This is a genomic window from Clavibacter sp. GW821-FHT01D01 (assembly GCF_059422605.1).
Genome location: NZ_JBWKXC010000002.1, coordinates 221,165 through 236,412, shown reverse-complemented (window position 1 = coordinate 236,412; position 15,248 = coordinate 221,165). Strand labels below are relative to the sequence as shown.

General features: G+C 74.4%; 13 protein-coding genes. All 13 read right to left on the bottom strand.

The annotated features are described in order from the left end of the window. Positions 1–26: 26 nt before the first annotated feature. The 13 genes from AC07VC_RS04825 to carA all read right to left on the bottom strand — a co-directional run bounded on the left by AC07VC_RS04825 (position 27) and on the right by carA (position 15,248). Positions 27–290 (bottom strand): phosphoribosyl-ATP diphosphatase, encoded by a 264-nt coding sequence (locus tag AC07VC_RS04825; RefSeq protein ID WP_012038459.1) that lies wholly within the window; start codon positions 288–290, stop codon positions 27–29. Positions 291–385: 95 nt separating this feature from the next. Beyond that, the gene (locus AC07VC_RS04820) at positions 386–754 is read right to left on the bottom strand and encodes an FKBP-type peptidyl-prolyl cis-trans isomerase (protein ID WP_094116011.1); all 369 of its coding nucleotides are present in this window, start codon (positions 752–754) and stop codon (positions 386–388) included. Between the two features lie 70 nt (positions 755–824). After that, positions 825–1,487, bottom strand: a complete 663-nt coding sequence (rpe, locus tag AC07VC_RS04815; RefSeq protein WP_317229846.1) for a ribulose-phosphate 3-epimerase — start codon at positions 1,485–1,487, stop codon at positions 825–827. A gap of 10 nt (positions 1,488–1,497) precedes the next feature. After that, positions 1,498–2,988, bottom strand: coding sequence for an RsmB/NOP family class I SAM-dependent RNA methyltransferase (locus tag AC07VC_RS04810; RefSeq protein ID WP_494675981.1), 1,491 nt, complete (start codon positions 2,986–2,988; stop codon positions 1,498–1,500). Further along, complete coding sequence (fmt, locus tag AC07VC_RS04805; RefSeq protein ID WP_494675982.1) at positions 2,985–3,902, bottom strand: methionyl-tRNA formyltransferase; 918 nt, start codon at positions 3,900–3,902, stop codon at positions 2,985–2,987. The genes AC07VC_RS04810 and fmt overlap by 4 nt, the downstream gene beginning before the upstream one ends. A gap of 109 nt (positions 3,903–4,011) precedes the next feature. Then, on the bottom strand, positions 4,012–6,057 hold the full coding sequence (locus tag AC07VC_RS04800; protein ID WP_494675983.1) for a primosomal protein N': 2,046 nt from the start codon (positions 6,055–6,057) through the stop codon (positions 4,012–4,014). A gap of 57 nt (positions 6,058–6,114) precedes the next feature. Further along, a complete protein-coding gene (gene metK / locus AC07VC_RS04795) occupies positions 6,115–7,326 on the bottom strand; it encodes a methionine adenosyltransferase (protein ID WP_317230078.1) in 1,212 nt (403 codons plus the stop codon). A 42-nt stretch (positions 7,327–7,368) separates the two neighbouring features. Next, the gene (gene coaBC / locus AC07VC_RS04790; protein ID WP_494675984.1) at positions 7,369–8,586 is read right to left on the bottom strand and encodes a bifunctional phosphopantothenoylcysteine decarboxylase/phosphopantothenate--cysteine ligase CoaBC; all 1,218 of its coding nucleotides are present in this window, start codon (positions 8,584–8,586) and stop codon (positions 7,369–7,371) included. Positions 8,587–8,660: 74 nt separating this feature from the next. Then, a complete protein-coding gene (gene rpoZ, locus AC07VC_RS04785) occupies positions 8,661–8,930 on the bottom strand; it encodes a DNA-directed RNA polymerase subunit omega (protein ID WP_012038467.1) in 270 nt (89 codons plus the stop codon). 48 nt (positions 8,931–8,978) lie between these two features. Further along, on the bottom strand, positions 8,979–9,887 hold the full coding sequence (gene gmk, locus AC07VC_RS04780; protein WP_317230080.1) for a guanylate kinase: 909 nt from the start codon (positions 9,885–9,887) through the stop codon (positions 8,979–8,981). After that, positions 9,884–10,792 carry an orotidine-5'-phosphate decarboxylase gene (gene pyrF / locus AC07VC_RS04775; RefSeq protein WP_317230081.1) on the bottom strand — a complete coding sequence of 303 codons (909 nt, stop codon included), beginning with the start codon at positions 10,790–10,792 and terminating at the stop codon, positions 9,884–9,886. Before pyrF ends, gmk begins: the two co-directional genes overlap by 4 nt. Continuing rightward, on the bottom strand, positions 10,789–14,079 hold the full coding sequence (gene carB / locus AC07VC_RS04770) for a carbamoyl-phosphate synthase large subunit (protein WP_494675985.1): 3,291 nt from the start codon (positions 14,077–14,079) through the stop codon (positions 10,789–10,791). The genes pyrF and carB overlap by 4 nt, the downstream gene beginning before the upstream one ends. After that, positions 14,079–15,248 carry a glutamine-hydrolyzing carbamoyl-phosphate synthase small subunit gene (gene carA / locus AC07VC_RS04765; protein ID WP_494675986.1) on the bottom strand — a complete coding sequence of 390 codons (1,170 nt, stop codon included), beginning with the start codon at positions 15,246–15,248 and terminating at the stop codon, positions 14,079–14,081. The genes carB and carA overlap by 1 nt, the downstream gene beginning before the upstream one ends.

Sequence of the window (15,248 nt, the reverse complement as noted above, 5' to 3'; positions counted from 1 at the left end):
TGGGGGTCGACGGGTGACGGGGCGCGTCACAGATGTCGGCCGACGTCCTCCAGGGTGAGCCCGCGGGCGATCATCATGACCTGCACGTGGTACAGCAGCTGGGAGATCTCCTCGGCCGCGCGGTCGTCGGACTCGTGCTCCGCGGCCATCCAGACCTCGGCGGCCTCCTCGACGACCTTCTTGCCGATCGCGTGCACGCCGCCGTCGAGCTCGCGGACGGTGCCGGACCCCTCGGGCCGCTCGGCGGCGATCCGGGTCAGCTCGCCGAACAGGTCATCGAAGGTCTTCACGGGATCCAGGGTACAGCCGCGGGCGGCGCCCCCCGGACGACGACGGGAGGCCGGGAGCGCGATGCTCCCGGCCTCCCGGTGGTGGTGCGCCGGTGCTAGCCGACGCCCTGCAGGTCGATCACGAAGATCAGGGTGCGGCCGGACAGGCGGTGGCCGCCGCCGGCGGGGCCGTAGGCGAGCTCCGGCGGCACGACGAGCTGGCGGCGTCCGCCGACCTTCATGCCGGGGATGCCCTGCTGCCAGCCCGCGATGAGGCTGCGGAGGGGGAAGCGCACGGACTGGCCGCGGCTCCACGAGGAGTCGAACTCCTCGCCGGACTCGAAGTCGACGCCGAGGTAGTGGACGTCGACGGTGTCGCCGGGCTGGGCCTCGGGGCCGTCGCCCACGGTGACGTCGGAGATGGTGAGCTCTGCGGGGGCCGGGCCGTCGACGGGCTCGACCTCGGGCTTCTGGATGTCGGTCATGGATCCAGTCAAGCAGATCCGCGGACCGGGTCCGTCGGGCCGCGGAGGTCGCGACAGTGCGCGTCGCGCGTCAGTGCGCGTGGGCCTCGGCGGCCCGGCGCAGCTCCCGGATGGCGGACTCCGGGTCGCCCCCGCGGAAGACGCCCGATCCGGAGACGAAGGTGTCGGCGCCCGCCTCCGCGGCGCGCCCGATGGTCTCGACGTCGATGCCGCCGTCCACCTGCAGCCACACGTCGTGGCCGGAGTCGCGGAGGCGGGAGCGGAGCGCGCGGAGCTTCGGCATGGTCTCCGGCATGAACGACTGGCCGCCGAAGCCGGGCTCGACCGTCATGACGAGGACCTGGTCGAACTCGTGCAGCAGGTCGAGGTAGTCGTCGACCGGGGTGCCGGGCTTCAGCGCGATGCCCGCGCGCGCGCCGATGTCGCGGAGACGGCGGGCGAGCGCCACCGGCTCCCGCGTCGCCTCGGCGTGGAACGTGACGCTGGCGGCACCCGCCTCCGCGTAGCCCGGGGCCCAGCGGTCGACGTCCTCGATCATCAGGTGGACGTCCAGCGGGACGGGCGTGACCTGCTGGAGGCGCTCGACCATCGGGAGCCCGAACGTGAGGTTCGGGACGAAGTGGTTGTCCATGATGTCGACGTGCACGAGGTCGGCGGTCGCGAGGCGCTGGATCTCGCGCTCCAGGTTCGCGAAGTCGGCGGACAGGATGCTCGGTTCGATGCGGACGGGCATGCTCCCGACCCTACCGGCGGGTCAGCAGCGCGATGAACATCGCGTCCGTGCCATGCCGGTGCGGCCACAGCTGGACGCTGGACGCGGGATCGGCGCCCTCCTCGCGCGGCGGGAGCTCGAGGTCGCCGTCGGCCACCTCGGCGAGCACGGCGCGCGTGTCGAGCGCCGACACGTCCGGGTGGCGCTGGAGCGCCGCCTGCACGACGGCGCGGGTCTCGGCGAGGTGCGGCGAGCACGTGACGTAGGCGAGGATCCCGCCCGGGGCCAGCGCGCCGATCGCCGCGTCGACGAGAGCCGTCTGGAGCACGCCGAGGCCCGCCACGTCGCGCGGCGACTTCCGCCAGCGCGCCTCGGGCCGGCGGCGCAGGGCGCCGAGGCCGCTGCAGGGGGCGTCGAGGAGGATCCGGTCGAACGCGCCCGGGTGGCTCTCGCCCACGGTCGTGCCGTCCAGCTCCCACACCTCGGTGTCCCCGGGGACCGCGCGGAGCGCGTCCCGGACGAGACCCGCGCGGGCGGGCACGAGCTCGTTCGCGGTGAGCAGCGCACCCGCGCGCCCCGCCTCCGCCGCGAGCAGGGCCGCCTTGCCGCCCGGACCGGCGCACAGGTCCAGCCAGCGCTCGCCGGGGCGGACGGGCCGGGCGCGGCTCAGCGCGAGCGCGGCGAGCTGGGAGCCCTCGTCCTGCACGCGGACGCGGCCCTCGGCGACGCCCGGGGCGTCCATCGGGTCGCCGCCCTCGAGGTACGCGCCCACGGGCGAGAACGCCGCGGGCTGCTCGTGCGTCTCCTCGACCGTCGCGAGCCCCGGGAGCGCGACGAGGCTCACGGCGGGCGCCCGGTTGTCGGCCCGCAGCAGGTCTTCGAGCTCGTCGGCGCGGCCCTCGCGGGCGAGCGCCTGGCGGAGGGCGCGGAGGACCCACAGCGGATGCGAGTGCTCGAGCGCGAGCCGCTCGTCGGCGCTCGCGGCGCTGTCGAGGACCCGCTCCCGCCAGGCGTCGGGCTCGGAGCGCGTGACGGTGCGCAGGACGCCGTTGACGAAGCCGGTCGCCGACCGGGATCCGACCGCGCGGGCCATGTCGACGCCCTCGTTCACGGCCGCGTGCGTCGCGACGCGCATGCTGAGCAGCTGGTGCACCGAGAGGCGCAGCACGTCGAGGATGGGCGCGTCGATCGCCGTGACGGGACGGCCCGCCGCGAGCTCGATCACGCGGTCGTAGTAGCCGGACATGCGCAGGGTGCCGTACGCGAGCTCGGTGGCGAGCGCCGCGTCCTGGGCGCTGAGGGCGGCCCGGCGGATCCGGACGGGCAGCAGCAGGTTCGCGTACGCGTCCGACTCCCGCACGGCGCTGACGACCTCGTAGGCGACGCGACGGGCGGGGCTGACGGCGGCGGGGCCGGCGGCGGCGCGGTCGCGGTCGCGGGGCCCGGCCTCGGGGCGGCGGCGGTCTCCGGCGGGGCGGCGGCCCCCGGGGCGGCGGGAGCTGGATCCGGTGCTGTCGCTCATCGTGCGGTGACGTCCTTGTCCGTGACGCCGCGCCACCAGTCGGCGGCGGGCATGGGGCTCTTCCCCGCGGGCTGCACCTGGATGAGCTCGACGGGGTGGCTGGCGGTGCCGACGGCGACCCGGCCGTCGACGGAGGCGATGCGCCCGGGCTCCAGCGGCGCTCCGTCGCGGAGGGCGGCGGCCCGGTGGACCTTGAGGCGCACGTCGTCCACGGACGTGTGCGCGCCGGGCTCGGGCGTGACGCCGCGGATCCGCGCGAGGACCTCCTCGGCGGGCCGCGCCCAGTCGATGCGGCCGTCGTCGATGGTGGTCTTGGGCGCGAGCGTCGGCTCGCCCTCCTGGGGCAGGGCCCTGGCCGTGCCGGCGGCGATCGCGTCGACCGTGCGCGCCAGGAGGGCGGCGCCCTGCACCGCGAGGGCGTCGAGCACGTGGCCGGCCGTCTCGTGGTCGCCGGTGGGCCGCTCCTCGCGGGCGAACACCGGCCCGGTGTCCATGCCGCGCTCGAGCTGGAAGACGCTCGCGCCGGTGACGCGCTCCCCCGCCATGATCGAGCGCTGCACGGGGGCCGCGCCCCGCCACCGGGGCAGGAGCGAGAAGTGCAGGTTGATCCAGCCGCGCGCGGGCGTGGAGAGGAGCGGCTCGCGCACCAGCCCCCCGTACGCGACGATGACGCCCAGGTCGGCGGCGACCGCGGCGATGCGGGCCGTCGCCTCCTCGTCGAGGCGGTTCGTGCGGAGCGTCGGGATGCCCCGCCGCTCCGCCTCCGCGGCGACCGGCGACGGCGTGAGCACGCGCTTGCGGCCGAGCGGCGCGTCCTCGCGCGTCACGACGAGCGCGACCTCGTGGCCCGACTCGGCGAGGAGCTGGAGCGAGGGCACGGCCGCGAGGGGCGTGCCGGCGAAGACGAGTCTCATGCGGATCCCTCCCGGGGACGGCGTGCGGGGCGAGCGGAGGAGGCGGGGGGCGTGCGGACGGCGGCCGGGGCGGCGGCGCCGCGGGTCCGGGCAGCGCGGCGGACGCGCATCAGAACAGCCCCGTGTCGTCGAACCGTACACGGAGGGGGACGGTGGGCCGGAACCCGGGGCGGCCCGCGACCGGCTTCCGGCGGCTGGAGGCGTTGCGCACGACGGCCGCGCGGAGCTCGCGGGCCGCGTCCGGCCCGCTGGAGTAGTCGAGGCGGACGATGGCCCGCACGCGGCCCTGCTCGGTCGGAGCGGGCCCCAGCACGTCGACCCCCACGATCCCGGCGAGCCGCTCGACGGCCGTGCCGACCGCGTCGGGCAGGCCCTCCACGCTCGCCGCGCGCACCGCGGGCGGGAAGCGCAGCGCCCGGCGCTCGAGCAGCTCCTCGCGCGCGTACCGGGGCTGCTGCCAGGTGGCGAGGGCACGGGCGACCTGCCCGCCGACGCCCACGAGCATGACGGGCGCGCGGGGCGCCGCGAGGGCGGCCGCGTTCGACCACTGCCGGAGCACGTCCTCCCCCACGCGCAGGCTCTCGCGGGCGAGCATCCGCTCGCCGTCGAGGAGGAGCACGGCGCGGTAGCCCCCCGCGGCGACGGGCTCGGCGCCGCGCGTGGCGACGACCAGGCGCGACTCGGCGTCGACCTCCTGCACATGGCGCTCGCCGTCGGCCAGCACCACCTGCACGCCGGGGAACGCGCGGCCGAGCTCCTCGGCGGTGCGGCCGGCGCCGATGGTGACGAGCCGCAGCTCGTCGGATCCGCAGTTCGCGCACCGCCAGTCGCCCGCGAGGTGCCCGCACCAGCCGCAGGTAGGCGTGCTCGTGGCCGTCGACATGCCGAGCGGGCCGGTGCACACCGTGCAGCGCGCGGCCTGGCGGCAGGCGCGGCACGCCACGAGCGGCGCGTAGCCGGGACGCGCGACCTGGATGAGGACCGGACCGTGCTCGACGGCGTCCTTCGCCGCGCGCCAGGCCCCGGACGGGATGCGCGCCTGCCGGGCGAAGCCCTCGTCGCCCGTCTGCGAGGTGGTCGGGATGACGCGCGGGGTGCGGTTCGCGGAGGGCGCGACGCTGCCGAGGTACCCGATGGCGACGAGCCGCTCGACCTCGGTGCTCCGGGAGTGCGCGAGCAGCACGAGCGCGGTCGCCTGCTGCCGGCTGCGGAGGAGCGCCACGTCGCGGGCGTGCGCGTACGGGCTGAGGGGCTCCGCGTGCAGCGGGTCGCCCTCGTCCCACAGGGCGATGAGGCCGAGGCGCGGCGCGGGCGCGTAGACCGCCGAGCGGTTGCCCACCACGATGCGCGGCGCCTCGCCGAGGCCGGCGAGGAACGCGCGGTAGCGGTCCGGGCCGGACTGGCGGGCGTCGGTGCGGATCACCGATCCCGCGGGCGCGTGCACGGCGAGGGCCAGCTCCAGCTGATCCTGGTCGCGGTAGTCGGGGACCACGAGGACGCTGCTGCGGCCGGACGCGAGCACGCGGGCGGCGACCTGCGCGAGCGTGACGGCCCAGCGGCCCGCCCACGCGCCGCCCGGCAGCTCGACGACCTCGGGGATCGCGTCGACGGCGACGCGCCCGGTGCCGTCGATCGCGGCCGCGAGGCCCTCCGGCGCGTACCCGTCGACGGGCGGGAGGACGCGCGCGGCGTCGCCCGCGGGCACGACGGCGGCGTCCGCGTCGGCGCCCGGCCCCCCGCGTGCCGCGAGGGCCGCGATGTGCGCCTTCTCCACGCGCACCTGCCGCGGCGGCACGGCGAGGCGGATCACATCGGACGCGGATCCCGCCTGCCGGTCCGCGACCTCGCGCGCGAGCGTCCAGATCTCCGGCCGCAGGACGGGCAGCGGCGACACGACGGCCTCGACCTCGCTGAGCGCGCCCTCGTAGCCCTGGCCGTCCCCTGCCTCGACGACGTAGCCGTCGGCGACACGTCCCGCGGACCGCAGCGGCACCCGCACGCGCACGCCGGGCACGCACTCGGCCCGCAGCGCCTCGGGCACGGCGTAGTCGAACAGCCGGTCGAGCTGCGGCAGGGGCGAGTCGACCATGACGCGGACGACGGGCGGGCGTCCGCCGAGGGAGGCGCCCGCGCCGTCCGGGGATCCCGCGGTCACCGGGCGCCGCCGATCACGACGTCGCCGGGACGCCCGGCGACGACCCGAGCGCGCGCGTCAGAGGCCCGCGGCGCTCTGCAGGTCGGCGACACGGTCGAGCGCCTCCCAGGTGAAGTCGGGCAGCTCGCGGCCGAAGTGGCCGTAGGCGGCGGTCTGCGCGTAGATGGGGCGGAGCAGGTCGAGCTGCTCGACGATCGCGGCGGGCCGCAGGTCGAAGGTCTCGCGGATGGCGCGGACGATGCGCTCCTCGGGCACGTGCGCCGTGCCGAACGTCTCCACGTAGAGGCCGACGGGGGCGGCCTTGCCGATGGCGTAGGCGACCTGCACCTCGAGGCGGTCGGCGAGTCCCGCGGCGACCGCGTTCTTCGCGACCCACCGCATGGCGTAGGCGGCGCTGCGGTCGACCTTCGACGGGTCCTTGCCGCTGAACGCGCCGCCGCCGTGCCGGCTGAAGCCGCCGTAGGTGTCGACGATGATCTTCCGGCCCGTGAGCCCCGCGTCGCCCTTCGGCCCGCCGATCTCGAACTTGCCGGTGGGGTTGATGAGCATCGTCGCGTGGCGCGAGTCGAGCTCGATGCCGATCTCGGCCGCCTGCGCGAGCACCGGCCGGATCACGTGCTCCTCGACCTCGCGGCGGAGGTCGTCCTGCGACACCTGCGGGCCGTGCTGCGTGGAGAGCACGACGGTGTCGACCGTGCGCGGGACGAGCCCGTCGTAGCCGATGGTGACCTGCGTCTTGCCGTCCGGGCGGAGGTAGGCCAGCTCGCCGGAGTGGCGGACGGCGGCCAGGCGCTCGGCGAGGCGGTGCGCGAGGTAGATGGGCAGCGGCAGGAACACGGGGGTGTCGCGCGACGCGTACCCGAACATGAGGCCCTGGTCGCCCGCGCCCTGCAGGTCGCGGGCGTCGGTCGACGCGGACCCCGAGCGGGACTCGTAGGAGCGGTCGACGCCCTGCGCGATGTCGGGCGACTGCGCGCCGATGGACACGGTGACGCCGCAGTTGCTGCCGTCGAACCCGACCTCGGACGAGTCGTAGCCGATGTCCCGGATGCGGTCGCGCACGATCTGCGGGATGTCGACGTAGCCGGAGGTGGTGACCTCGCCGGCGACGTGCACGAGCCCCGTGGTGACGAGGGTCTCGACGGCCGCGCGGCTCGTCGGGTCCTGCGCGAGGAGGGCGTCGAGGATGCTGTCCGAGATCTGGTCGCAGATCTTGTCGGGGTGCCCCTCGGTGACGGACTCGGAGGTGAACAGGCGCAGGTCGGTCACGTGCGGGGCCTCCAGGGGGATCGCGTGGTCGAGAGCCGGTCGCTACCGCGGCCCCGGCTGACCCGCTACGTCGAGAATTCGATGGGCCACCTGCTCCTTGGAGCCGGAGGCCTCCGCAAGTGTATCGCCGGACCTCGCGAGCACCGTGACCGCGTTGCCCTCCGTGGCGAACCCCTCGGTCCAGCCCACCCGGTTGAGGACGAGCAGGTCGCAGCCCTTGCGCGCGAGCTTCGCCCGGCCGATGCGCAGGAGCTCCGCGGGATCCTCCTCGGTCTCCGCCGCGAAGCCCACGACCACCCGGTGCGAGCCGTCCGCGCGCGGCGCCCGGGCGTCGGCGGCGAGCCGCTGCAGGATGTCCGGGTTCCGCACCAGCTCGACGGAGAGGGCGTCGCCCGCCTCCTCCTTCTTGATCTTGCCCGCGGAGACGGCCGTGGGCCGGTAGTCGGCGACGGCGGCGGCCATGATGACGACGTCGGCGTCGGCCGCCTCGCGCACCATCGCCTCCTCGAGCTCGAGCGCGGTCGACACCAGCACCACCCGGACGCCGGTCGGCGCGGGCACCTCGAGGTGCGCCGCCACGAGGACGACGTCGGCGCCGCGGTCGCGCGCGGCGGCCGCGAGGGCCGTGCCCTGGCGGCCGGAGGACCGGTTGCCGAGGAAGCGCACGGGATCCAGCGGCTCGCGGGTGCCGCCGGCGGAGACGACGACGCGGCGGCCCTCGAGGTCGCGGCCGCCGGGGCGGACGGCGGCGAGGGCCGCGGCGAGCACGTCCTCGACCTCGGCCATGCGGCCGGGTCCCGAGTCGGTGCCCGTGAGCCGACCCGACGTGGGGCCGACGAGCGTGGCGCCGCGCGAGCGCAGGATGGCCGCGTTGGCTTGGGTCGCCGGGTGCTGCCACATCTCGGTGTGCATCGCCGGGGCGACGACGAGGGGCGCGCGGCTGGCGAGGATGGTGGTCCCGAGCAGGTCGTCCGAGAGGCCGAGGGCCATGGAGGCCAGCGTGTGCGCGGTCGCGGGTGCCACGACGATGAGGTCGGCCTTCTGGCCGAGCGCCACGTGGCGCACCTCGGAGACCCCGTCGTACAGGTCGCTCGTGACCGGGTTGCGGCTCACGGCCTCGAGGGTGGGCTTGCCGACGAAGCGGAGCGCCGCCTCGGTGGGGACGACGTGCACGTCGTGCCCGAGGAGCACGAGGCCACGGACGACGCCGACGGCCTTGTACGCCGCGATGCCGCCGGTGATGCCCACGACGACCATCACGCGGCGGCGCTCCGGATGCGGATGGCGGGGAGCGCGTGCGGCGGACGGTCGGCGGGGGTCATCCGGGTGGGCGGCTAGGAGGCCGCGGGCTCCACGATGGGCGTGGCGACGAGCTTGTCCTCGTTGATCTCGTGCATGGCGACCGAGAGGGGCTTGTCGTCGATGGTGGAGTCGACGAGCGGTCCGACGTTGTCGAACAGGCTGCCCTCGTGCAGGTCGGCGTAGTAGTCGTTGATCTGACGGGCCCGCTTGGAGGCGAAGATCACGAGCGCGTACTTCGAGTCGACCTTCGAGAGGAGCTCGTCGATGGGCGGGTCGATGATGCCCTGGGTCTTGTCAACCATGGATGTGCCGCTTCCTCATTACATGGACGAAGGCCGTACGGGTCCGGGTCACGGACCGACGGCCTTCCTGGTCTTCATCAACTCTACGACCTCGCGGGCGGCATCCGCGACATCGCGGTTGACGACCAGGTGGTCGAACTCGTCCTGGGCGGCCAGCTCGACCTTCGCGGTGTCCAGGCGTCGCTGCTGCTCCTCCGGTCCCTCCGTGCCGCGGCCGACCAGCCGCCGCACGAGCTCCTCCCAGGTGGGAGGCAGGAGGAACACGAGCCGGGCCTCCGGCATCGCGGCCTTCACCTGACGGGCGCCCTGGATGTCGATCTCGAGCAGCACGCTGCGCCCCTCGGCCAGCGCGACGTCGATGGGCGCGCGGGGCGTGCCGTAGCGGTGCGCGTTGTGCACCGTCGCCCACTCGAGCAGCTCGCCCCGCTCGACCATGCGGTCGAACTCGGCGTCGGAGACGAAGTAGTAGTTGACGCCCTCGACCTCGCCCGGCCGGGGCGCGCGGGTCGTGGCCGAGACGGAGAGGAGCACGTCGGGCTCGTTCTCGCGGATGAAGGTGGAGACGGTGCCCTTGCCGACGGCCGTGGGTCCGGCGAGCACGACGAGGCGGCTCGGCTCCACGATCTGCTTGGCCGCCTGCCAGTCCTCGAGGAAGCGGGTGAGGCGCACGCGCTGGTGCACGCCGAGCCCGCCGAGGCGCTTGGCGGTGGAGATGCCGAGCTCCCCGAGGATCCGCTCCAGCTTCGTGGGGCCGATGTTCGGGATGCTGGTGAGGAACTCCGTGACGCGCAGCGTCGCCTCCGCGCGGTGCGCCGGGTCGGCGGACGCGTCGAGGACGCCGAGCGGCGTGCGGTCCCCCGTGACGATGTCGTGCTTGACCTGGGCGCGCGCGCGGCGGGCGGCGACGGCGGCCTGCGACGCGGCGACCCGGTCGACCTCGGGTGGTTCGGGCCTCATGGCAGCACCTCTTCGAGTCGTCCGGCGTGGTCGGTGACGGCCTCCGCGACACGCCGTGGCCCTGCCGCGAGGATACTCCGCGAGGCGCTCGCGATCACAACGCCCGCGGCCGGGCCGAACAGCTTCCGGACATCGCCGAGCAGCGCCCCCTGGTGCCCGAATCCGGGCGCGAGGATCGGCGTGCGGGTGAGCGACGCGAGGTCGAGGCCCGCGTCGGCCGCGTCGACGGTCGCGCCGATGACGAGCCCGAAGGCCCCCGGGGCCGCGGCCGGGTCGTCCCGGGGACCGTTGGCGGCGACGGCCGCGTCCTGGATGCCCCGGGCCACCGTGCGCGCGCCGACGGGGTCCCCGCCGTCGCCGGGGACGGCCGGGAGGACGGCCCGCTGCAGGTCGCGGGCCTCCGGGTTCGAGGTGGCGGCGAGGACGAGCACGCCCGCGCCCCACGCGTCGGCGGCGGCCCGGACGCCGTCGAGGGAGCCGACGCCCGTGTAGGCGGTGAGGGTGACGGCGTCGGCCCGCAGCGGGCTGTCGGGCGCGAGCCACGCGGCGCCGTACGCGTCGACCGTGGAGCCGATGTCGCCGCGCTTGGCGTCGGCGATCACCAGGAGGCCCGCGTCCCGCGCCGCGGCGAGCACGCGCTCGAGCGCGGCGTACCCCGCGGATCCGTGCCGCTCGAAGAACGCGACCTGCGGCTTCACGATGCCGGCCCGACCCGCCGTGGCCTCGACCACGCGGAGGCCGAACTCCTCGAGCCCCCGCGCGTCGTCGTCGAGCCCCCATGCGTCCAGCAGGGCGCGGTGCGGGTCGATGCCGACGCACAGGTGCCCGCGCTCGCGGAAGGCGCGGGCGAGGCGCGCGCCGAACGGCGGGGCGACCGGGGCCGCCCCGCCGTCGGCGGTCGTCACCTGCGGGCCTCGCGGGCGATCGCGTAGTCCTGCAGGCTCGTGACGTCGAAGCCCGCGCGGATCGCGTCGAAGGACGCGACGGCGGCCGTGAGCTGCGCGATGGTCGTGAACAGCGGCTTGTCCGCCGCCACGGCCGCGGCGCGGATCTCGTAGCCGTCCGCGCGCGCCGTGCGGCCCGACGGGGTGTTGATCACGACGTCGACCTGGTCGCGGTTGATGAGGTCGACGATCGACGGCGAGTCGCCCTCGACGGGCGCCTCGCTGTACTTGCGGACCACGCGCGCCTGGATCCCGTTGCGGCTGAGGATCTCGGCCGTGCCCTCGGTGGCGAGCACCTCGAAGCCGAGCTGCTGGAGCCGGAGGACGGGGAGCACGATGGAGCGCTTGTCGCGGTCGGCGACCGAGACGAAGACCGTGCCCGAGAGCGGGAGGCCGCCGAACGCCGCCTCCTGGCTCTTCGCGAACGCCCGCGGGAAGTCGCGGTCGATGCCCATGACCTCGCCCGTGGAGCGCATCTCCGGGCCGAGCACCGAGTCGACGATGAGGCCGTCCTTCGTGCGGAACCGCTTGAAGGGCAGCACGGCCTCCTTCACGGCGACGGGCGAGTCCATCGGGACGTCGGAGCCGTCGCGCTCGGGCAGGAGCCCCGAGGCCCGGAGCTCCGCGATGGGCGTGCCGACCATCACGAGCGACGCGGCCTTCGCGAGCGGGATGCCGAGCGCCTTGGACACGAACGGCACCGTGCGGCTCGCGCGCGGGTTCGCCTCGAGGACGTACAGCACGCCCGCGCCGATCGCGAACTGCACGTTGAGGAGGCCGCGCACGCCCACGCCCTCGGCGATGGCGCGCGTGGCGTCGACGACCTGCTGGATCTGGCCGCGGCCGAGCGTGACGGGCGGCAGGGTGCAGCTCGAGTCGCCGGAGTGGATCCCGGCCTCCTCGATGTGCTCCATGACGCCGCCGACGTAGAGCTCGGTGCCGTCGTAGATGGCGTCGATGTCGATCTCGATGGCGTCGTCGAGGAACCGGTCGATGAGGAGCGGCCTGCCCGCGCCGATGATGCCCTGGTCGGCCATGCGCAGGAAGTAGTCGTGGAGCGTCGCCGTGTCGAAGACGATCTCCATGCCGCGGCCGCCGAGCACGTAGCTCGGGCGGACGAGCACCGGATAGCCGATGCCCTCCGCGACGACCACGGCCTCGTCGATCGCGGTGGCCGTGCCGTTCCGCGGCGCCACGAGCCCCGCGGCGTCGAGGATGCCGGAGAACAGGCCCCGCTCCTCGGCGAGGTCGATGGCCGCCGGGCTCGTGCCGAGGATCGGGACGCCCGCGGCCTCGAGGCCCTTGGCGAGCCCGAGCGCGGTCTGGCCGCCGAGCTGCACGACGACGCCGACCAGCTCGCCGGCCTGCTGCTCGGCGTGCACGATCTCGAGCACGTCCTCGAGCGTGAGCGGCTCGAAGTAGAGCCGGTCGCTCGTGTCGTAGTCGGTGGAGACGGTCTCCGGGTTGCAGTTGATCATGATGGTCTCGAACCCGGCCTCGGCCAGCGCGAACGACGCGTGCACGCACGAGTAGTCGAACTCGATGCCCTGGCCGATGCGGTTCGGGCCCGAGCCCAGGATGATCACCTTGCGGCGGTCGGAGGGCACGATCTCCGTCTCGGAGTCGTAGCTGGAGTAGTGGTACGGCGTGAGGGCGGGGAACTCCCCGGCGCAGGTGTCCACCGTCTTGAACACCGGGCGGATGCCCGCCGCGTGGCGCGCGTCCCGCACCTCCTGCTCGGGGACGCCGCGGATCTCGGCGATCTGGGCGTCCGAGAAGCCGTGGTCCTTCGCCTCGCGGAGGATCTCCGCGTCGAGGGAGCCCGCGTCGCGCACGGCGTCCGCGACCTCGTTGATCAGGACGATCTGGTCGATGAACCAGGGGTCGATCTTGGTCGCGTCGAACACCTGCTCCGCCGTGGCGCCCGCGCGGAGCGCCTGCTGCACCGTCACGATCCGGCCGTCGGTGGGCGTGCGGCTCACCTCGAGGAGCTCGTCGACCGAGCGGGTCTCGGCACCCCAGTGGAACGAGGACCCGCGCTTCTCGAGCGAGCGCAGCGCCTTCTGCAGGGCGGTGGAGTAGTTGCGGCCGATGGCCATCGCCTCGCCCACCGACTTCATGGTCGTCGTGAGCTCGGCGTCGGCGGCCGGGAACTTCTCGAACGCGAACCGCGGGACCTTGACGACCACGTAGTCGAGCGTGGGCTCGAAGCTCGCCGGCGTGACCTTCGTGATGTCGTTCGGGATCTCGTCGAGGCGGTACCCGATGGCGAGCTTCGCGGCGATCTTGGCGATGGGAAACCCGGTGGCCTTCGACGCGAGGGCGCTCGAGCGGGAGACGCGGGGGTTCATCTCGATGACGATGAGGCGGCCGTCCGCGGGGTCGACCGCGAACTGGATGTTGCAGCCGCCGGTGTCGACGCCCACCCGGCGGATGATGTCGATGCCGATGTCGCGCATGTGCTGGTACTCGCGGTCGGTGAGCGTGAGCGCCGGCGCGACCGTGATCGAGTCGCCCGTGTGCACGCCCACGGGATCGACGTTCTCGATGGAGCAGACGACGACCGTGTTGTCGGCCGTGTCGCGCATGAGCTCCAGCTCGTACTCCTTCCAGCCGAGGATCGACTCCTCGAGGAGCACCTCGGTGGTGGGGCTCGACTGGAGGCCGTCGGCGACCATGCGCTCGAGCTCCTGGCGCGTGTGCGCGAAGCCCGACCCGAGGCCGCCCATGGTGAACGACGGGCGGATCACGAGCGGGTAGCCGAGGTCCTCGGCGAACTCCACGGCCTGCTCGAGCGTCTTCGCGACGTGCGAGCGGGCGACGTCGGCGCCGGACTCGAGGACGAGGTCCTTGAAGAGCTGGCGGTCCTCGCCCTTCTGGATGGCCTCGACCTTCGCGCCGATGAGCTCGACGCCGTGCTTGGCGAGGATGCCGAGCTCGTCGAGCCGGATGGCCGCGTTGAGCGCGGTCTGGCCGCCGAGGGTGGGGAGCACCGCGTCCGGCCGCTCCTTGATGATGATCTTCTCGAGCACCTCGCTCGTGATCGGCTCGATGTACGTCGCGTCCGCGAAGTCCGGGTCGGTCATGATCGTGGCCGGGTTCGAGTTCACGAGGATGACGCGCACGCCCTCCTCGCGGAGCACGCGGCAGGCCTGGGTGCCGGAGTAGTCGAACTCGGCCGCCTGGCCGATGACGATCGGCCCGGAGCCGATGACGAGGACGGAGTTGATGTCGGCGCGCTTGGGCATTACACGGTCTCCTGGGGGGTCGCGGCGGCGGGGGCGGTGCCCGACGCGTCGTGGATCAGCTCGATGAACCGGTCGAAGAGGTACGACGAGTCGTGCGGGCCCGCGGCCGCCTCCGGGTGGTACTGCACCGAGAAGGCCGGGATGTCGAGGCAGTTCAGCCCCTCCACGACCTGGTCGTTGAGCGAGATGTGGCTGACCTCGGCGCGGCCGAAGCCGGCCGGGGTGTCGACGGGGCCGTCGAGCGGCGCGGAGACCGCGAAGCCGTGGTTCTGGCTCGTGATCTCGACGCGGCCGGTCCGGCGGTCGAGCACGGGCTGGTTGATCCCGCGGTGGCCGAAGGGCAGCTTGTACGTGTCGAACCCGAGGGCGCGGCCGAGGAGCTGGTTGCCGAAGCAGATCCCGAAGAAGGGGATGCCCTTCCGGAGCACGTCCTGGAGGAGCTCCACGTGGTACTGCGACGCCTCCGGGTCGCCCGGGCCGTTGGAGTAGAAGACCGCGGTGGGCGCGAGCTCGGCGAGCTCCTCCGTGGTGATGGTCTGCGGCACGACGTGCACGTCGAGGCCGCGGGCGGCGAGGTGCCTCACGGTCGCGGTCTTGATGCCGAGGTCGAGCACCGCGACGGAGCCGATGCGCTCGCCCTCGGCGGGCACCGTGTACGTCTCGAGCGTGGAGACCTCGGCGGAGAGGTTGCGGCCGGCCATGTCGGGCGCCTGCCGCACCTGCGCGAGCTGCTCCTCGTCGCTGAGCGACGCCGCCTCGCCGGAGAATACGCCGGCGCGCATGGCGCCCTCGTCCCGGATGCGGCGGGTGACCGCGCGCGTGTCGATGCCGGAGATGCCGACGACGCCCTGCGCGACGAGGTCGTCCTCGAGCGTGCGGGTGCCGCGGAAGCTCGAGACCACCCGGGAGGGGTCGCGGACGACGTAGCCGGCGACCCAGATGCGGCGCGACTCCATGTCGTCGTCGTTCATCCCGGTGTTGCCGATGTGCGGCGCCGTCTGGAGCACGATCTGGCCCGCGTAGGACGGGTCGGTGATCGTCTCCTGGTAGCCGGTCATGCCGGTCGCGAAGACGGCCTCGCCGAGGCTGGTGCCGCGGGCGCCGTACGCGCGTCCGACGTACCTCCGTCCGTCCTCGAGTACCAGGACCGCCGGTTCGTGTCGGGCCAT